We start from the raw sequence: 17,356 nt of genomic DNA, 5'->3' as shown, positions 1-17,356 counted from the left end.
AAGTTAGTTGGGTCGGACGGGGTTGGGCCCGTTAGCGGACCAGGAAGCCTGCTTCGCGGATCGCTGCCTTGACCTGGGCGATCATGTCGTCCGGACCGAAGTGGAACACCGAAGCCGCCAACACGGCATCGGCACCTGCCTCCACCGCGGGCGGGAAATGCGCCGGCTTTCCAGCGCCGCCGGAAGCGATGATCGGGATGTGGACAGCCGCACGGACCAGGCGGATGAGTTCGAGGTCGAAACCGTCCTTGGTGCCGTCGGCGTCGATGGAATTCAGGAGGATCTCCCCCACACCGCGGTCCGCGGCTTCCTTGGCCCAGGCAATGGCGTCGATGCCGGTGCCCTGGCGTCCACCGTGGGTGGTCACCTCGAAGCCGGAAGCCGTGGGCTCCGAGCCGGGCCTGGTCCGCCGCGCGTCAACCGACAGGACCAGTACCTGAGATCCGAAGTGCCGGGTGATCTCGTCGATGACGTCCGGGCGTGCGACGGCGGCCGTGTTGATGGAGGCCTTGTCCGCGCCGAAACGCAGGAGCTTGTCCACTTCGGCCACGCCGCGGACGCCACCGCCGACGGTCAACGGGATGAAGACTTCCTCGGCGGTGCGGCGAACGACGTCGAACGTGGTTTCCCGGTTGCCGGAGGACGCCGTGACGTCGAGGAACGTGAGTTCGTCCGCCCCGGCGTTGTCGTAGCGATGAGCCAGCTCGACGGGGTCTCCGGCGTCGCGAAGACCCTCGAAGTTGATGCCCTTCACCACACGGCCGGCGTCGACATCTAGGCAAGGGATGACCCGTACTGCTACAGCCATAGCTACTCCTGGAATTGTCTCGTGTCAGATCCGGCAGGCGTGGATGCTGCTGACCAGGATGGCGCGGGCGCCGAGGTCGTACAGCTCGTCCATGATCCGGTTGGTTTCCTTTTTCGGAACCATGGAGCGGACGGCAACCCAGTCCGAGTCTCGGAGCGGCGACACCGTGGGCGATTCGAGGCCCGGGGTGAGGGTGGCGGCTTCTTCCACGAGGTCCTTGCGGATGTCGTAGTCCATGAGGACGTACTGACGGGCCACGAGCACGCCCTGCAGGCGGCGGATCAGGACTTCGATCTCCTTCGCGGTGCCGTTTGCGGCACCACCCTCGCCGGTGCGGCGGATCAGGACGGCTTCGGACTTTAGGATGGGCTCGCCGAAGATCTCCATTCCGGCAGCCTTGAGTGTGTTGCCGGTTTCGACGACGTCGGCGATCGCGTCGGCGACGCCGAGACGCACGGAAGACTCAACGGCGCCGTCGAGGCGGACCACCTTGGCTTTGACGCCGCGCTCGGCGAGGTAATCGCGCAGGAGGCCGTCGTAGCTCGTGGCGAGGCGCTTGCCTTCAAGCTGCTCGACGCCGGAGAAGTCGCCGACGGGGCCGGCGAAACGGAAGGTGGACGCGGCGAAGCCGAGGGGAAGCAGCTCTTCCGCTTCGACCTGCGCATCCAGCAGGAGGTCGCGGCCGGTGATGCCGACGTCGAGCGTTCCCTGGCCGACATACACGGCGATGTCGCGGGGGCGGAGGAAGAAGAACTCAATGTCGTTGTCGGGATCGACCATGACCAGTTCGCGGGTATCGCGGCGCTGGCGGTATCCCGCCTCGGACAACATCGCGGAGGCGGCTTCGGACAAAGATCCCTTGTTGGGGACGGCTACTCGCAGCATTTGGGACTTTCTTGGGGTGGAAGGTAATTGTTTCAGGCATTGTGCTCACGGCGCTGTTCCCAGAGGCGACTTTTCTCGGAGGGAACGTGCAGTGAGCGCGGGGGCCACGCTGGGGCAGCGCCAAGACCTCTTCAGGTCCGGGCGCAGCGGACGTGGCTAGAGATGCTTGTAAACGTCTTCCAGGCCCAGACCCTTGGCGAGCATCAGGACCTGCAGGTGGTAGAGCAACTGGGAGATTTCCTCTGCCGCGGCTTCATCGGATTCATACTCTGCAGCCATCCAGACTTCGGCGGCTTCCTCCACGACTTTCTTGCCGATGCCGTGGATTCCGGAGTCCAATTCGGCGACGGTGCGGGAGCCTGCCGGACGGGTCGCTGCCTTTTCGCTCAGTTCTGCGAACAGCGTCTCGAAATTCTTCACGCCCTACAGCCTACTTGCTCGGGGCCGGTGACCGCCTGTCGGGTCATTGCATGACGGAAGGGATGTGAGCGAACGCACAAGGTGCGCGGGCCCGCCCACATCCCATTTCGTCTATTTGCTAGGTGTACTGCTTGAGGGCTAGGTGTATTGCTTGAGAGTCAGTGCCGTGGCGAGCGCGGCGGTCACGGCTTCGTGGCCTTTGTCCTCGGAAGAGCCTTCCAGTCCGGCGCGGTCCAGGCCCTGCTGCTCGGTGTCGCACGTGAGCACGCCGAAGCCCACCGGCACGCCTGTGCGGACGCTGACTTCAGTGAGTCCCGACGTCGCCGCCTGGCACACGTACTCAAAGTGCGGCGTGCCTCCGCGGATGACGACGCCGAGGGCGACGACGGCGTCGAAATGGGGCGCGAGCCTGGCCGCCGCGACGGGAAGCTCAAAGGATCCCGGGACGCGCAGCACGGTGGGCTCGGCGATTCCGGCTTCCTTCGCGGCACGGAGCGCTCCGTCGAGGAGCCCATCCATGATCTGGGTGTGCCAGCTGGCAGCCACGATGGCGAGTTTCAGCTGGTGGGTTTCCTCCGGGTTGAGGGTGGTGAGGTCGATGGTGGGGGCGCCGTGTCCGCTCATGGGTGTGTGGTAATCCGTTCTTGTTGGTGCAGTTCAGTCGACATGGTGCAGTTCAGTCTTGTTCGAGGTCGAAAGTGCCGGCATGGGTACCGGCCGGTTCGGTGTCACCGAGGGTCAGCCGGTGGTCCATGCGGTCCTTCTTGGTCTGAAGGTACCGAAGGTTTTCTTCACGGGACGGAACCTCGGTGGGCACCATCTCGACAACCTTCACGCCAGCCGCGGCGAGCCGGTTCTGCTTGTCCGGGTTGTTGCTCAGGAGGCGGATTTCGTGAAGGCCCATTTCGGCAAGGATCTGGGCAGCCGCCTTGTAGCAGCGGGCATCCACCGGCAGCCCGAGTTGCTCGTTGGCCTCGACCGTGTCGAATCCGGCCTCTTGCAGTGCGTAGGCCTTGATCTTGTTTGCCAGGCCGATGCCGCGGCCTTCCTGTCCGCGCAGGTAGAGCAGGGTACCGCCCTCTTCACGGATCAGCTCAAGGGCGTAGGCCAGCTGTTCGCCGCAATCGCAGCGGTACGAACCGAAAACGTCCCCCGTGAGGCACTCCGAGTGCAGGCGCACCAGCGGGGCCTTGCCTGCGAGCGGCGCCTTGGGCGAACTCACCGCCAGGTGCTCCGCGCCGGTCGCAAGGTCGGTCCACGCCTGTGCCACGAACTCACCGAAGGCGGTGGGTAGCTGGACAATCGGGCCGCCGCTCACGGGATGCACTGCGCGCGCGGCCGTGCCGCCGTCGTGCGTTGTCGCTGTGGTCATCGCTGCTCCTCGTTTCCTGCCGGAATTGCAACCTGGCGCCCAGCCTCCGACGCTGCAACATAAGCCACGAGATCCTCGATCGAAATCAGAGGACATCCATGCTCGGCCGCGAACTCCCGGAGGCTGTCCAGGCGCATCATTTCACCATCGTCATGTACCAACTCGGCGATCACGCCCACCGGGGCGAGCCCCGCAAGCCGGCAGAGATCAACTGCCGCTTCCGTGTGTCCCGGACGTTCACGCACTCCCCCCTTAACGGCCCGGAGCGGAAAAATATGCCCGGGCCGGGTGATCGAGGACGGCGTGCTGCTCGAATCAGCCAGAATCCGGGCCGTCAGGGCCCTGTCCGTGGCGGAAATACCGGTGCTTACGCCCAACGCGGCATCACAGGACACCGTGTAGGCAGTGCCTTTGGCATCTTCATTGACCAGGACCATGGGCGGGAGCGCCAGGGCATCGGCCCGCGACCCTTCGAGGGGAACGCAAATGACGCCCGAGCTGTAGCGGATGGTCCAGCCCATGAGGGCAGGCGTCGCGTGTTCGGCGGCGAAGATGATGTCGCCTTCGTTTTCGCGGTCTTCATTGTCTACAACAATCACGGGACGGCCGGCTGCCATGGCCTGCACAGCGTTCTCAACGGGGTCCAGCCCCTGGCGTACCACCGTGGTACTGCCGTTATGTGCGGCGCTCACTGGGCAGCCCCGCCGGAAGTCGCTGGAGCGCGGAAGGACAACAGTCGCTCGGTATATTTCGCGAGAACATCCACCTCAAGGTTGACACGCCCGCCCGTGGCCTTGGCGCCGAGCCCGGTTTCGTCCAGCGTGGTGGGAATGAGCCCCACTTCAAACCAGGGGTTCTCTTCTTCGGCCGGGCTGACGGCGGTGACGGTGAGTGAAACGCCGTCGACGGCGATCGAGCCCTTTTCGGCGATGTACCGTGCCAGCGGGGCCGGCACGCCGAAGCGGAGGCGGTCCCAGTTGCCCAGCGACTCGCGCTCCAGAAGCTGCCCGACGCCGTCGACGTGGCCCTGCACGACGTGGCCGTCCAAGCGGCCGCCCGCCTGGACGCAACGCTCGAGGTTCACGGTGTCACCCGCGCTCAGTTCGCCGATGGTGGTCCGGACGAGGGTTTCGCCCATGACGTCAACGCTGAACTCTCGGCCGTCGATGTCCGTTGCGGTGAGGCACACGCCGTTGACGGCGATGGAGCCCCCCAAGCCAAGCCCCTCAGTGGTGCTGGGGGCCATGAGGCGCAGCGTGGCGCTGGCCTCGCCGTCGTGCTCGACGGACAGGACCGTGCCTTGTTCGGCAACGATTCCGGTAAACATCAGTGTCCTCCTGTGGTGGTATCCGAGGCGTCCTTGCCCGGAAATGGTTCATGGTGTTCGGCGTGTGACTTTGTCCAAGCCGGTTTGTTTCCGTCCGATGGTCCGGACCTCAAATGCAGGCGGAGGTCGCGGCCCAGTGCATGGACTGCACCGCCGCCGGCGTCGTCCCAGTTCCAGTGCTGGGCCTCGGCGAGCGTGGAGATGCCAAGATCCGTCAGGGCAGGTGTACCGGCACCCAACAGGGTGGGCGCAAGATAGACGATCAATTCATCCACAAGACCCGCGGCAAGGAAGGCGCTCAGGATGCGGGAGCCGCCTTCCACCATGACGTGCCGGACGCCTTCGGCGAACAACAAATCCAAAGCCTCGGAAGGCTCGCGGGTTGGCAGGTGGATGAACTTGCCGTCAGTCCCCCGCACCGCCGCATCCGCTGGGACCTCCCGCAGCCCCATGACGGCCCGGAGTGGCTGGCTTTGCGATTCATCGCCGTTCTCTTCCCGCGCCGTCAGCCGCGGGTTGTCCACCAGGACGGTTTCGGTACCCACCAGAATGGCGTCTATCAAGCGGCGCAGTCCGTGGTTGTCGGCCAGCGATTCCGGACTGGAGATCCATTGGCTGGTCCCGTCGGTCGCCGCGATCCTGCTGTCCAGGGTCTGGGCAATATGAAGCGTGACGAACGGGCGCCTCGCCTCCACGGCATTGAACCACTCGCGGTTCAGCTTCAAGGCCTCGGCGGCGGCCAGCCCGGACCGCACGTCCACACCGGCAGCACGGAGTGTGCCGGCACCTCCCGCGGCCGGATCGTGGGGATCATCGACGGCATAAACCACGCGGGATATGCCAGCGTCGATGATCGCCTTGGTGCACGGTCCCGTGCGCCCTATGTGGTTGCAAGGCTCCAGGGTCACCACCATGGTTGTCCCTGCGAGGTCCAAGCCCTTTGCCTTCGCCTTCGCGATCGCATCCGCCTCTGCGTGTGGCGTGCCGGCGCCGCGGTGGTAGCCGGTGATGAGCTGCTCTCCGTTGGGCCCGAGCACAACCGCTCCCACCAAGGGATTGGCGCCACGGTGTCCCCGGAGGGCCACGTGCAGGGCAGTCTCCATGGCCGCCGACTCAGCGTCCGAGAAATCCGGGTTAATGGCGTCGCTCATGAGAGGGCTCCTGCAGGTTCCGGCTCGGCAGTTGGCCTGAGCGGCCGGCTTTCACGTCGGTCTGCGCGCCACCAGACGAAGAATCCGGCGAGCGTGAAGAATCCGTAAAAGAGGTACATGAAGGCGCTGGCAAAGTAGCCTGCGCTGAAAAGCAGCGGGACTCCCACGATGTCGACGGCAACCCAGATCAACCAGAATTCTGTCCAGCCGCGTGCCATCCCATACGTCGCCAGGAGTGAGCCCATGAAGGTCCAGGCGTCTGCCCACACGGGCGGGTAGGAACCCATGGAATCGAAGACGGGAGTCAGGGCGGCGGTTCCCGCAATCATGGCGGCCACCATTCCGATCCGTACTCTGGGGCTTGCCCAGCCGGGCACAATGGCGCGGCCGTGGGTCCCTGCTTGGAGGCCCTGGCGCCAGCGGTACCAGCCGTAGACGGCGACGCTGATGAACATGATCTGGCGTCCGGCCTGGCCCCAAAGGGTTGCAGGCGAGGCGGCACCGAAGACGTTGCCAAGGAAGACCGTCAACAGGAGCAGGTTGCCTGCGATCCCGACGGGCCATGCCCAGACTTTGCGGCGCATGCCGCCCAGGGCGCTGGCGAGCCCGAAAATATTGCCTAGCACTTCGCGAAGAACAAGCACAGATCCGCCTACGGGAATCTGTGCTTCGAAGAGCCATCGCAGAAAGTCCATGTCGTTCCTTCCCTCGAGTGCCGCGATGGCTCCGGGGGTGTACGACAGCGCGATGCCGGGCGCACGGAGCGCCCAAGCATGACTGTACGTGCTTCTCCCATCCAGACTTTAACTGTCGGTACTGGAATTCCACCAGTTCAACCGTCCGCCGTCGTGATTCCGGTGAAGGAAACGCGATGGCTCGCGGGTCGCGGACTATAACCGCCGGTTCGGAATTACACCGACCCCGGAGCACGTATGTGTGTTGCTATTCTGACACAACTGGGGCAATGGCCGATGTATTCCCGGAGCAATATGTAGGCAATTGCGTCATTCTTGTCACATTGCCGCGAGGCCGGCAGCGCGCAGCCGCTCAATAGCGGCAGCAGGGTCCTCATGGCCGTATACGGCGGAGCCGGCAACGAACACATTTGCGCCGGCTTCGGCTGCCCGGACAATGGTCTCCTCCGTCACGCCGCCGTCAACCTGGATTGCGACGCCGATACCGGATCCGTCGATCGCGGCACGCGCCCGACGGATCTTGGGCAGCGTGACGTCCAGGAAGGATTGCCCGCCGAAGCCCGGTTCCACAGTCATGATGAGGAGCATGTCCAGTTCGCTGAGCATGTCCAGGTATGGTTCCACCGGCGTGGCCGGACGAAGGGCCATCCCTGCCTTCGAACCGCGGGCCCGGAGCTCACGGGCGAGCTTGATGGGAGCCATCGCCGCTTCGGCATGGAAGGTCACGGAAGCCACGCCGGCGTCGGCGTAGGCCGGCGCCCAGCGGTCGGCGTCGGCGATCATCAGGTGGGCGTCGAGCGGGACCGGGCTCACAGCCTGGATCCGCTCCACGACCGGCAGCCCGAGCGTCAGGTTCGGGACAAAATGATTGTCCATGACATCGACGTGGACTGCATCGGCGTTGCTGATTCTCTTCAGCTCGGCTTCCAGGTTCACGAAGTCCGCGGACAGGATGCTCGGGTTGATACAGCACTCAGTCAAGGCAGTTCCCTCAGTGTTGGTGGCGGTCTAGTGGTTTTGGCAACTCTCCAGCTTAGGCACGCGGGACTTTCAGCCGGGGAAAGGCGCCGAAGGTTACGGCTTCTTCCGGATGAGCGCCAGGAACATCGCATCGGTTTGATGCACGTGCGGCCACAATTGGGCGGTCAACTCGTGGCCGGCGCCCAGGTTGCCGTTCAGGCTGATTGCGTCCAAGGCCGCGCCGGCGTCGATCTGCTCCAGGTCGTCCCGCTTGCGCAGCACATCGCTGACGACGGCGGTGGTTTCGGCAGGGTGCGGGGAGCACGTCACGTAGGCCACTACTCCCCCCGGCTTGACGGCGTCGATGGCCGAGTTGAGCAATTCCCGCTGCAACGGACCGAGGTCGGCAAGGTCCTTGGGGGTCCGGCGCCAGCGTGATTCGGGGCGGCGGCGCAGCGCGCCAAGGCCGCTGCAGGGAACGTCGACCAGCACGCGGTCGAAAGTTTCCGGTTGTTCCTTGCCGACGTCGCGACCGTCGCCTACCCGCACGCTCCAGGCGTCCGCCGGAACCGCGGTGAGTGCTTGGCTGACCAGCTTTGCCCGGTGTTCCGCGGGTTCATTGGCCAGGAGGGTCGCGCCTTCCTGATGGGCGAGGGCGGCCAGCAGCGCGGCCTTGCCACCGGGTCCGGCGCACAGGTCCAGCCACTTCTCGCCGTCCTTGGCCGCTTGTCCGAGGTCCACACCGGCGACGGCGCGGGCTACCAACTGGGATCCGACGTCCTGGACGCGCGTGGTGCCTTCGCGGATGGAGGACATACGCCCGAGGTCCCCACCGCTGGAGAGCGCCGAGTCGATGACGAGTTCACCGGGAGTGGCCCCGTTCTCAAGGGCTTCATCGAGATTGCCGATGCCGGGCAGCGCAACCAGGTTCACCACGGGGGCCGCGTTGTCGGCTTCGAGAAGTTCGTTGATTTCGCTCGCGGGACGTCCATGCATGACGAGCGACTGGCGCAGTGCCCGGACAATCCATTCCGGGTGCGCATGGCGTACGGAGGCGATCCTGGTTTCGTCGGTCTCGTTTTCCAGCAGGTGGTCGAGCCACTCCGGGAGGGTCCTGGCGGTGACTTTCCGGAGCACGGCGTTGATGAGCGACGACGGGCCGGCTCCGATGACCGCGCGTGCCAGCCCGACAGTCTGGTCGAGTGCGGCGTGGGCAGGAACGCGCATGGCGAGCAATTGGTGGGCACCAAGGCGCAACGCATCAAGGACTGCCGGATCGAGTTGGGCGAGCGGCCGGTCGACACACTTGGCGAGGACGGCGTCGTACATCCCCTGGCCGCGCAGTGCCCCGTAGCTCAGCTCGGTGGCGAATCCGGCGTCGCGCTTGTCGAGGTGGTGGTGACGGATCCGTGACGGCAGCACGAGGTTCGCATACGCGTCTTCCGAAGCGACTGCGCGCAAGACTTCGAACGCCACCAATCGTGCCGGATCCGCTCGCCGGGTCCGCTGCGACGGTGCGTTGGCGGAGAAACCGCGTTGCGGGCCCCTGTTGCGTTCGCGGCCTTGGGCGTTGCGGTTGCTTTCGCCGCGGGGACCGCGGTTGCCGTGGCCCCCGCCGTCCCTGTTCCCACCGTTATTGGGGCCGCGCCGGCCGGACTCATTCATTCGAATTCCACGCTTTCTGGTGTTGCCAAACCACGGGCCCAATCGGCCGACGGCATCATCTTTTTGCCCGCAGGCTGGATCCGCCCGAGTTGGACTGCATGGGATCCGGTTCCGACCAGGACGTTCTTGCCGTCAAGCCGAACCTGGCCGGGTGCAAGGTCCCGGATGTCCGGGCGCAACCCGACGGGTTCCAGCTTGACGCGCTGCCCGTCGAGCATGGTCCACGCTCCCGGTTCGGGCGTGACGCCACGGGACCTGCGGTTGATGGCGAGGGCCGGTTGCGTCCAGTCGAGCCGGCCGTCATCGAGCGTCAGTTTGGGCGCTAGCGAGACATCTCCTTGCTGGGGCATGGGGGCCGCGTTGCCGGACTCGACGGCGGATAGTGTCTGGGTGAGCAGGACCGCGCCGCTGCGCGAGAGCCGCTCCAGCAAGTCGCCCGCCGTGTCTCCGGGGCGGACGGCTTCCGTCAACGTCCCGAAGACCGGTCCGGTGTCGAGTCCTTCTTCCAGGAGGAAGGTAGCGGCTCCGGTGATGTCGTCACCGGCGATGACTGAACGCTGGACCGGCGCGGCGCCGCGCCAGGCCGGAAGGAGGGAGAAATGGAGGTTGATCCAGCCGTGGCGCGGCACTCCGAGCGCTGCCTTGGGGACAAGGCCTCCGTAGGCGACGATCGCGGCGACGTCCGGCTCATACGAAGCGATCCGCTCGGTGGTCCCGGCATCCACCTTGGAGGCGTGGATGATGTCGATGCCAAGTTCAGCCGCACGTGCCGCGACGGGCGACGGCGTCAGGATCCGTTTGCGGCCGGTCGGGGCGTCCGGCCTGGTCAGCACGGCGACGATCTCGAATCCCGCCTCGACCAGGGCGTCAAGGGAAGGGACGGCGACAGCCGGGGTGCCCGCGAAAAGCACCCTCATTCGGCGGCCCCGAAGCTGCCGAAGCTCGAGCCCACGGTGTTGGCCCTCTTGGCGGTGGTCCGTTCAGTCACGGAGTGGTAGTTCGCCGCGCGGATGGCCCGGAGGGCGGTTTTGCGGTCCTCACCCTCCAGCCGGTCGGTGAAAAGGATCCCGTCCAGGTGGTCGGTCTCGTGCTGGAAGCAGCGGGCGAGCATGCCTTCTGCCTCAACGGACACCGGGTTGCCGTTCATGTCCACGCCGGTGGCGCGGGTGGTCCGGCGGCGGCGAACCGGGAACGCGAGGCCGGGAATGGAGAGGCAGCCTTCTACTTCGTCAGGCTGGAAGTCATCGCTGTTTTCCAGTACGGGGTTGATGATGTGGCCCTCCACGCCGCCGATCCGATAAGTGAAGACCCGCTGGCTGACGCCGATCTGCGGAGCGGCGAGCCCTGCACCGTCCACGTCTTCCATGGTCTCGGTCATATCCGACACGAGTTTGGCGAGCTCAGGCCCGAATTCCGTGACTGGATCAGCAACCGTGCGGAGCACGGGGTCGCCGATGATACGGATACTCAAAATGGCCATGTGCTGTCTTTCCTCACGATCGGCGAAGCTTCGGTCCCCGCAAAAGGGGCCTAGGCCAGTTTAGTTGAGCCTGCGGGCGCCGCGGCGGCGGGGTACGACGGCGGAGCTACAGGGAGCAGCGCCGTCCCGGCTGCGGCTACGTCGGCAGACATTTCCCACACCCGCTTCAAGGCGCAGAACTTCCACCAATGGTGCTTGAGGACGTCCGGGTTGGCCCGCTGGGGACGCACTTCCGTCTCGCCGATAGCCACCGCAAGCAGTACCGGGTTTTCACCGTATTTCCAGGGCTCCCACTCCCCTGCCACAGGATCCACGAGGCTTTCCTCAGCCTTCATGCCCGCAACCAGCTGCATCACCACCTTGTCGTCGAGGGGTTTCACTGTTCCATCGCGAGTGGTGCCTTTGGTCTTGTAGTCGATCAGGCAGATCCTGCCGTTGATTTTGGCGACGAGGTCGAGGGTTCCGGCGTAGCCAACGCTTGAGTTCCACACTGTGATCTCAGGCGCAATGGGCTCCACCCGATACAACTCCCACCATTCGTCGAAGCCGGCCGCGAAGGCTTCCTCGCCGTTCGAAGCGAGCTCGTCGCGCGTTTCCTTCACGCGGTGGGCGCGTCCGAGGGCGCGGAGAGCCACTTGCTCGCAGTAGTTATGCACGCGGTCGCCACGGCGTGCAGCGTCGTCCCGGTACACCTCCGCAGCCTTGGCTGCCTTGTTGACGGCCTGCCTCATCTTGGCAGGACTGGACAGATGTTGTGGTAGCTCGGGGTCCTTCGCCAAGCTGCTGGCACCCATGTAGCCGAACCAGCCGTCCAGGGAGTGGGCCTGCTGGCCGATCACCGTGGTGATGGAAGGGACCGAGAAGGTCTCGGACGTGGACCGAGCATACATCCGGCCGTATTCGGTGGCATGGGCAAGCAGTGGATCTGTCATAGGAAAACTCTTTCACACACCGCTGACAAGAAGATGCGGAGCCTTAGTGGCTGCGGACGGAAGAACGCTCCGTCGATCGGTGAGTCCCTCCCCGTACCTGACCACCAACGGTCATGACCGCCGCCGGCGGATCGCTACCACTCATTTCTTTCAGAGCAGAGCAGTCATTTTCGCCGTTAGCCGACAACCAACTTCAAAATGCTGAAAGCATCTCCGAAAGCTGTAGCTCACGCCAATGAACCGGATCCAAAACGGTGTGAGAACCGCAGGCAACCGCGGCACCGCTGTCTTCACACAGGGAACGGGCGCAAACGGAATTCGGGAGATCGTAGACAACCGAACAGGAAACATCATCACGGTGACCAAGCGGTGATCTGAATATGCGAATTTCTTACGACCGTGAAGCACGGGCCGCCTATGTTCATTGCTCGGAGCGATCGAAGATGGTTCATCGGTACGCCAGCTTGGCCCCATTGACCTTCCGGGCGGGGACGGCCAGATTGTGGTTGATTTGGACAGAGACGGACATATCCTTGGTTTCGAAATCCTCAATGCCGATCTCGCCCTGAGCCCAGAAGTAATCGCCAAAGCAACAAATCCGCTTTGATCAAATACAAAAGCAATCGCCGCTCCGCCCCGCAACCAGGGCCTTCATGCATGGCGTACCGGATTCTTTCGCTCCCGATGCCATAATTGGTCACGTCCTCGGCTACGGGAGCGAATCTTGGTCCTCGATATAACAACACTGCGAGTCGCCCTTGGCGTGGTCGCTCTCACCCTGCTCCTCTTGTTCTATGCATCGTTCAGGCGCACACGGTCGTCCTACAACGGGTGGTGGTGCATCGCCCTCTTGTTCTTCCTTGCTGGAAACCTGGCCTTCCTTCTCAACGGGACGCCACACCAAGTCTGGGCAAATCCCTCGGGGAACGTCCTCTTGGTGGCTGGAGCGCTGAGTGTGTGGACCGGCGCCCGGTCTTTGAGGATGTTGCCGCCGCCAAGATGGCAGTTTGCTACGGCCTGTGGAATCACGGCCCTCGCGTCCGTATTGGAGAGCCCCGGTCACAACACCTGGTCCGGGGGCTTGGTATATCTGGGATTCATGACGTTGGGCATCGCGTTGGCGTCGCGCGATCTGTGGCTGCTGGATTCCAGCTACTCCCATGTGCACAAGTCGATGGCGTTGGCCGCGGGATTCCTTGCCGCGTACTATTTCTGCCGCCTGGCCGTTTACCTTGTCGAAGGTCCAACCGGGCCGACCTTCCGCATGTATTTTGGCCCGTCGATTGCCAGCCTGGTCACGCTGATACTTCTGGTTGCCGTGTCTTTCAGCATGACCGCCCTGAGCAACGACCAGTTGATCAACCGGCTCAGCGAACGCGCTGCCCGTGACAACCTGACCGGGCTTCTCAATCGCGGAACTTTCATGGACCTGGCAACGAAGGAACTCGAGCGCCTGCGCACTACGAACTCCGTCGCTTCCTTGATCCTGGCCGACCTGGACCACTTCAAAGCGATCAATGACGAGTACGGTCATGCCGCCGGGGACGCCGCGCTACAGGCGTTCGCGGTTGCGTGCACCGAGTCTGTACGATCCACGGACCTGGTGGGAAGGTATGGGGGCGAAGAGTTCATCTTGCTCTTGCCGGGAGCCAGTCAGGAGCGGGCTGAAATCATCGCGGCTGATATCAATCGCTCTTTGGCGACAGCCAAAAACGTCGACGACATCCACATTCCAACGGTGAGTTACGGGGTCACCGCAACTGAGTTCGACGCCGTCGACCTCACCGCGATGATTGCGGCCGCCGATGCTGCCCTCTACGAAGCCAAGTCGCTCGGAAGGAACCGGGTGGTAAGGGCTTCGCCCCATGCATGATTGGGCGAAGAACCCACGAGCAACGACAAGAGGTCCTGTGCGAAACATGAACCATGTTTCGCACAGGACCTCTTCTTGGTGGGCGATACTGGGTTCGAACCAGTGACCTCTTCGGTGTGAACGAAGCGCGCTACCACTGCGCCAATCGCCCGTGCACAAGAAGACTAACCGACCCCGGCCGGAATTCAAAAATCGGGAAAACGTCAGGAGAAGTCCCCCTGCGACTCACCGATCGCCGGGTCGCATTCGACGTCGGGACTCAGGCCCGTCACGGCCCAACGGATCAGGCAACAACCAGGAAAATGCCCACGAATCACATCGGTGTAACTCGTAAAAACCGCGCCAATTCAAGGAACTAGCGGCTATTGCCTACAACTCGGACAGATCGATTTGGAGTTTCCCGGAACCTCCTATAGAGTTTTTACTCGTCGGAAAGCGACGGAATGCCCCCTGCGGGCAGGCCGCCGAAGAAGACAATGCGGACGTAGCTCAGCTGGTAGAGCACCACCTTGCCAAGGTGGATGTCGCGAGTTCGAATCTCGTCGTCCGCTCGCAGGACACTGTCACGGCATTGACTTCTTGGAACCCCAGGAATCGTGCTTACACGGTGGGTTGGCCGAGAGGCGAGGCAGCGGCCTGCAAAGCCGTATACACGGGTTCGAATCCCGTACCCACCTCGGTGAAAACCTTGGTTTCCGGTCCAGGCCGGATTGCATTTGGGCGATTGGCGCAGCGGTAGCGCGCTTCCCTGACACGGAAGAGGTCACTGGTTCGATCCCAGTATCGCCCACCAAGGCAAGGCAACTTGCTTGTTGATGAACGTCCGGCCCGGCCGGATGACCATCATGTGCGGACGTAGCTCAGCTGGTAGAGCACCACCTTGCCAAGGTGGATGTCGCGAGTTCGAATCTCGTCGTCCGCTCTCCTATTTTAAGGTCCCGGCAACGGGCCGGCCGGCTTATGCCGATCCGGGCGATTGGCGCAGCGGTAGCGCGCTTCCCTGACACGGAAGAGGTCACTGGTTCGATCCCAGTATCGCCCACCAAGGCAAGGCAACTTGCTTGTTGATGAACGTCCGGCCCGGCCGGATGACCATCATGTGCGGACGTAGCTCAGCTGGTAGAGCACCACCTTGCCAAGGTGGATGTCGCGAGTTCGAATCTCGTCGTCCGCTCCATTTCCTGGATATCGGGCCAGTTCCACTGGCCGATAGCAGTGACAGCATCCAAGCAGCTCCGCGTGAGCTGCTTTTTTGTGCCCGCAGAGACGCCCGACACGGGCCGTCTACCCCGAAACGGTGGCCGTAACCTGGCCGCTGGCTACCATCCACCCTAAGCTTCCAAAGCTTAGCTATCCCGAAATTCGCCCGCCAACACTGGGAAGCAAGCCCCTCCCATACATACGTTTTGTCCTATAACCGGACTATTTCGCGACGCGCAAATTACCTGGGGATGCGGTAGATCCCTGTCGACACCTGAATACAGGTGTCGACAGGGATTTGGCGTGTCGCTCAGCTTTTGCTGTAGCGCTCGGCCCCGGGCGGTCATGTCCGTCCCGGGATTGTCGTCGCTCGGATGTCGGATTCTGCTCAATCATTCGAATGGACAAATGCCGGCCCACGGAATCACAGGACCGGCAACTTCGGCGAAGAGAATGATCCAGCAGAATCCGACAGCGTCCGTTGGTCATCCCCGAACTTCACCCGCCAGCACCGGGAAGCAAGCCCCTCCCATACACACGTTTTGGCCAACGCCTACCGGAAAGATCAGCAGAACTGATCAATACCACTCAGCAAAAATCACTTTATCCAATGTGATTTAGATCGCATACTTTTCTTCGGGCACTCATTCGTCCACGCCACAAGGCAGGAGCACACCGTGAATCAACAAACACTCGTCCGTTCGATCATGAGGAAGAAACCCATTGACGACATCGAGGAGGAAAGCAAGCACAGCGGACTCTTCAAAAGCCTGGGCCTCTGGCAACTGACAGCCATCGGCGTCGGCGGCATCATCGGCGTCGGGATCTTCTCTCTGGCCGGCCTCGTGGCGCACGGGAGCAAAGACACCCCCGGCGTCGGCCCCGCCGTGCTGATCTCGTTCCTGGTCGCGGGCCTTGCGTCAGCGGCCGCGGCACTCTCCTACGCGGAATTCGCCGGCATGATCCCCCGCGCCGGGTCCGCCTACACCTATGGCTACGTTGCCTTGGGCGAGGTCATCGGCTGGTTCATCGGCTGGGACCTGCTGCTGGAGTACATCGCGATCGTCGCCGTCGTCGCGATCGGTATCTCCGGCTATTTTGACGCGTTCCTCTCCGGGATCGGCATCCACATGCCCGCCTGGATGACCTCCACCGTTGACGAGGGAAAGGGCGGGGTCATCAACCTTCCGGCCATCCTGGTCTGCTTGCTGGTCACCTGGATCCTGAGCCGCGGAACCAAGGCGTTTGGCCGCTTCGAACTCGTGGCGGTGGCCATCAAGGTTGTCCTGATCCTGTTCATCATCGGCCTGGGCATCTTCTACATCAACACCAACAACTACAACCCGTTCATGCCCAGTGGCTTCGGCCCGGTCCTTGCCGGCTCTGCCACGGTCTTCTTCGCCGTGTTCGGCTACGACGCGATGAGTACCGCCGCGGAGGAAGCGACTGACGGAAAGAAGCACATGCCGAAGGCAATCGTCCTCTCGCTTGTCATCGCCATGCTCCTCTACGTTGCGGCGACGCTGGTGCTCACCGGCATGCAGAACTACAAGGACATCAATCCGACCGCCGGTTTCGCCTCGGCCTTCACCGGCGTCGGTCTGCCCGTTATCGCCACCATCATTTCCGTGTTCGCGGTGCTGTCCATCCTGACCGTGATGCTGACCTTCCTCCTGGGCGTCACCCGCGTCTGGTTCTCGATGAGCCGCGACGGCCTGCTTCCAGGCTGGTTTGCGGGAACCGACAAGCACGGCACCCCGCAACGCGTCACGTGGATCGCAGGCGTCGCCTCGGCTTTGCTCGCCGGGGTATTCCCCATCAAGGCCGTCGCCGACCTGACCAATATCGGCATCCTCGCGGCGTTTGTGGTGGTGTGCTTGTCAGTCATCATCTTCCGCTACAAGAAGCCCAACGCGCCCCGCACCTTCCGGCTGCCGTTCATGCCTGTGGTTCCGGCCTTCGGCATGCTGGCGTCCGGCTTCCTTATGGTCGAGCTCCATTGGGAAACCTGGCTGCGTTTTGTGGTGTGGCTGGTCATTGGACTGGTCATCTACTTCAGCTACGGCCGGAAGCATTCGCTCATGAATCCGGACAGCCCCCGCCACCAGCAACTTTCTGCCTCCGGGAACCAGCAGTTGTAACCTTTCGACGATTCGTTTGACATCCCAGTCAAATTATCCCTTGGCACCTCCAAGGTCTCGGGTTAGGATCGAGAACGGAGGAGCGAACTGGCTCCGCGATCGAAGGGAGGTGCCCGTGGGATTACTTGACGGTCTGAAGGGCAAAGTTCAGGACCTCGTTGGTGGCAGTGAAGAAGCCATCAAGGACGGCATCGAATAGACCGCCGATTTATCGACGACTAGATGCGGTTCAGAGAGCCGCTTCCGAGTTCGTGGGCAACCTCGACGGTTTTGCTGAAAGGGTTACGGCCTGGACAGCTCCCTCCGCCAATGAGGCTCCATAGCCGGTTCCGCCGGCCAGAGCTCCCGAATACAGTTACGTCAACGGGGCACCGGTCCCGCCGCGAGGCGCCGCCGGTGCCCTTGGCGTTTAACCGCTACCGCCTCGGCAGACGGACCGCTGCTCCG

Annotated in this window: 17 protein-coding genes, 7 tRNA genes and 1 riboswitch; of the genes, 9 read left to right on the top strand and 15 right to left on the bottom strand. The window is 63.3% G+C overall.

Annotated features, from left to right (window positions below):
- Positions 1 to 31 precede the first annotated feature (31 nt).
- From hisF to QRN52_RS07185, 14 genes are all read right to left on the bottom strand, one after another.
- Positions 32 to 808 carry an imidazole glycerol phosphate synthase subunit HisF gene (gene hisF, locus QRN52_RS07250; protein ID WP_078105458.1) on the bottom strand — a complete coding sequence of 259 codons (777 nt, stop codon included), beginning with the start codon at positions 806 to 808 and terminating at the stop codon, positions 32 to 34.
- A gap of 24 nt (positions 809 to 832) precedes the next feature.
- Positions 833 to 1,693, bottom strand: a complete 861-nt coding sequence (hisG, locus tag QRN52_RS07245; protein ID WP_284752063.1) for an ATP phosphoribosyltransferase — start codon at positions 1,691 to 1,693, stop codon at positions 833 to 835.
- Positions 1,694 to 1,849: 156 nt separating this feature from the next.
- Positions 1,850 to 2,113 (bottom strand): phosphoribosyl-ATP diphosphatase, encoded by a 264-nt coding sequence (locus QRN52_RS07240; protein ID WP_078105460.1) that lies wholly within the window; start codon positions 2,111 to 2,113, stop codon positions 1,850 to 1,852.
- A gap of 138 nt (positions 2,114 to 2,251) precedes the next feature.
- The gene (gene ribH, locus QRN52_RS07235; protein WP_284752062.1) at positions 2,252 to 2,737 is read right to left on the bottom strand and encodes a 6,7-dimethyl-8-ribityllumazine synthase; all 486 of its coding nucleotides are present in this window, start codon (positions 2,735 to 2,737) and stop codon (positions 2,252 to 2,254) included.
- A 52-nt stretch (positions 2,738 to 2,789) separates the two neighbouring features.
- Entirely contained in the window at positions 2,790 to 3,485 is a 696-nt protein-coding gene (gene ribA / locus QRN52_RS07230; protein ID WP_284752061.1) for a GTP cyclohydrolase II, read from the bottom strand.
- Entirely contained in the window at positions 3,482 to 4,102 is a 621-nt protein-coding gene (gene ribB, locus QRN52_RS07225) for a 3,4-dihydroxy-2-butanone-4-phosphate synthase (RefSeq protein ID WP_502869700.1), read from the bottom strand. Before ribB ends, ribA begins: the two co-directional genes overlap by 4 nt.
- Before the next feature lie 71 nt (positions 4,103 to 4,173).
- Positions 4,174 to 4,812 (bottom strand): riboflavin synthase, encoded by a 639-nt coding sequence (locus QRN52_RS07220; RefSeq protein ID WP_284752059.1) that lies wholly within the window; start codon positions 4,810 to 4,812, stop codon positions 4,174 to 4,176.
- Positions 4,812 to 5,963: a bifunctional diaminohydroxyphosphoribosylaminopyrimidine deaminase/5-amino-6-(5-phosphoribosylamino)uracil reductase RibD gene (gene ribD / locus QRN52_RS07215; protein WP_284752058.1), complete on the bottom strand. Its 1,152-nt coding sequence runs from the start codon at positions 5,961 to 5,963 to the stop codon at positions 4,812 to 4,814. Before ribD ends, QRN52_RS07220 begins: the two co-directional genes overlap by 1 nt.
- Complete coding sequence (pnuC, locus tag QRN52_RS07210) at positions 5,960 to 6,658, bottom strand: nicotinamide riboside transporter PnuC (protein ID WP_284752057.1); 699 nt, start codon at positions 6,656 to 6,658, stop codon at positions 5,960 to 5,962. The genes ribD and pnuC overlap by 4 nt, the downstream gene beginning before the upstream one ends.
- An 84-nt stretch (positions 6,659 to 6,742) precedes the next feature.
- A riboswitch (FMN riboswitch) is annotated at positions 6,743 to 6,897 on the bottom strand.
- A 79-nt stretch (positions 6,898 to 6,976) separates the two neighbouring features.
- Entirely contained in the window at positions 6,977 to 7,639 is a 663-nt protein-coding gene (rpe, locus tag QRN52_RS07205) for a ribulose-phosphate 3-epimerase (RefSeq protein WP_284752056.1), read from the bottom strand.
- A 93-nt stretch (positions 7,640 to 7,732) separates the two neighbouring features.
- Complete coding sequence (locus QRN52_RS07200) at positions 7,733 to 9,283, bottom strand: RsmB/NOP family class I SAM-dependent RNA methyltransferase (RefSeq protein ID WP_284752055.1); 1,551 nt, start codon at positions 9,281 to 9,283, stop codon at positions 7,733 to 7,735.
- Entirely contained in the window at positions 9,280 to 10,200 is a 921-nt protein-coding gene (fmt, locus tag QRN52_RS07195; RefSeq protein ID WP_284752054.1) for a methionyl-tRNA formyltransferase, read from the bottom strand. The genes QRN52_RS07200 and fmt overlap by 4 nt, the downstream gene beginning before the upstream one ends.
- Entirely contained in the window at positions 10,197 to 10,763 is a 567-nt protein-coding gene (gene def / locus QRN52_RS07190; RefSeq protein ID WP_284752053.1) for a peptide deformylase, read from the bottom strand. The genes fmt and def overlap by 4 nt, the downstream gene beginning before the upstream one ends.
- 50 nt (positions 10,764 to 10,813) lie before the next feature.
- Positions 10,814 to 11,695, bottom strand: a complete 882-nt coding sequence (locus QRN52_RS07185; RefSeq protein ID WP_284752052.1) for a cytochrome — start codon at positions 11,693 to 11,695, stop codon at positions 10,814 to 10,816.
- A gap of 424 nt (positions 11,696 to 12,119) precedes the next feature.
- Here QRN52_RS07185 and QRN52_RS23915 point away from each other — a divergent pair, with 424 nt between their 5' ends.
- Positions 12,120 to 12,302 (top strand): DUF2283 domain-containing protein, encoded by a 183-nt coding sequence (locus tag QRN52_RS23915; RefSeq protein ID WP_350225131.1) that lies wholly within the window; start codon positions 12,120 to 12,122, stop codon positions 12,300 to 12,302.
- A 492-nt stretch (positions 12,303 to 12,794) separates the two neighbouring features.
- Positions 12,795 to 13,568, top strand: coding sequence for a GGDEF domain-containing protein (locus QRN52_RS07180; RefSeq protein ID WP_350225130.1), 774 nt, complete (start codon positions 12,795 to 12,797; stop codon positions 13,566 to 13,568).
- A gap of 76 nt (positions 13,569 to 13,644) precedes the next feature.
- Here QRN52_RS07180 and QRN52_RS07175 read toward each other — a convergent pair.
- Positions 13,645 to 13,719 (bottom strand) — tRNA-Val (locus tag QRN52_RS07175).
- 327 nt (positions 13,720 to 14,046) lie between these two features.
- On the opposite strand from QRN52_RS07175, the gene QRN52_RS07170 reads away from it, so the two are divergent.
- From QRN52_RS07170 to QRN52_RS07140, 7 genes are all read left to right on the top strand, one after another.
- Positions 14,047 to 14,119, top strand: a tRNA-Gly gene (locus tag QRN52_RS07170).
- A 55-nt stretch (positions 14,120 to 14,174) separates the two neighbouring features.
- Positions 14,175 to 14,245: transfer RNA gene (locus QRN52_RS07165), tRNA-Cys, on the top strand.
- A gap of 41 nt (positions 14,246 to 14,286) precedes the next feature.
- Positions 14,287 to 14,361, top strand: a tRNA-Val gene (locus QRN52_RS07160).
- A gap of 56 nt (positions 14,362 to 14,417) precedes the next feature.
- A tRNA-Gly gene (locus QRN52_RS07155) sits at positions 14,418 to 14,490 on the top strand.
- 48 nt (positions 14,491 to 14,538) lie between these two features.
- Positions 14,539 to 14,613 (top strand) — tRNA-Val (locus QRN52_RS07150).
- A gap of 56 nt (positions 14,614 to 14,669) precedes the next feature.
- Positions 14,670 to 14,745 (top strand) — tRNA-Gly (locus tag QRN52_RS07145).
- Between the two features lie 730 nt (positions 14,746 to 15,475).
- A complete protein-coding gene (locus QRN52_RS07140) occupies positions 15,476 to 16,909 on the top strand; it encodes an amino acid permease (protein WP_502869699.1) in 1,434 nt (477 codons plus the stop codon).
- Positions 16,910 to 17,356: the final 447 nt, after the last annotated feature.

The organism is Arthrobacter sp. efr-133-R2A-120, assembly GCF_030209835.1.
Taxonomy (GTDB): Bacteria; Actinomycetota; Actinomycetes; order Actinomycetales; family Micrococcaceae; genus Arthrobacter.
This window is presented reverse-complemented; position numbering and strand designations above follow the sequence as displayed.

Bases quoted from the DNA above. Each gene is read 5' to 3' on its own strand.
- hisF (WP_078105458.1), bottom strand. From the start codon at position 808: ATGGCTGTAGCAGTACGGGTCATCCCTTGCCTAGATGTCGACGCCGGC.
- hisG (WP_284752063.1), bottom strand. From the start codon at position 1,693: ATGCTGCGAGTAGCCGTCCCCAACAAGGGATCTTTGTCCGAAGCCGCC.
- ribH (WP_284752062.1), bottom strand. From the start codon at position 2,737: ATGAGCGGACACGGCGCCCCCACCATCGACCTCACCACCCTCAACCCG.
- ribA (WP_284752061.1), bottom strand. From the start codon at position 3,485: ATGACCACAGCGACAACGCACGACGGCGGCACGGCCGCGCGCGCAGTG.
- ribB (WP_502869700.1), bottom strand. From the start codon at position 4,102: ATGGCAGCCGGCCGTCCCGTGATTGTTGTAGACAATGAAGACCGCGAA.
- QRN52_RS07220 (WP_284752059.1), bottom strand. From the start codon at position 4,812: ATGTTTACCGGAATCGTTGCCGAACAAGGCACGGTCCTGTCCGTCGAG.
- ribD (WP_284752058.1), bottom strand. From the start codon at position 5,963: ATGAGCGACGCCATTAACCCGGATTTCTCGGACGCTGAGTCGGCGGCC.
- pnuC (WP_284752057.1), bottom strand. From the start codon at position 6,658: ATGGACTTTCTGCGATGGCTCTTCGAAGCACAGATTCCCGTAGGCGGA.
- QRN52_RS07200 (WP_284752055.1), bottom strand. From the start codon at position 9,283: ATGAATGAGTCCGGCCGGCGCGGCCCCAATAACGGTGGGAACAGGGAC.
- fmt (WP_284752054.1), bottom strand. From the start codon at position 10,200: ATGAGGGTGCTTTTCGCGGGCACCCCGGCTGTCGCCGTCCCTTCCCTT.
- def (WP_284752053.1), bottom strand. From the start codon at position 10,763: ATGGCCATTTTGAGTATCCGTATCATCGGCGACCCCGTGCTCCGCACG.
- QRN52_RS07185 (WP_284752052.1), bottom strand. From the start codon at position 11,695: ATGACAGATCCACTGCTTGCCCATGCCACCGAATACGGCCGGATGTAT.
- QRN52_RS07180 (WP_350225130.1), top strand. From the start codon at position 12,795: ATGACGTTGGGCATCGCGTTGGCGTCGCGCGATCTGTGGCTGCTGGAT.
- QRN52_RS07140 (WP_502869699.1), top strand. From the start codon at position 15,476: ATGAGGAAGAAACCCATTGACGACATCGAGGAGGAAAGCAAGCACAGC.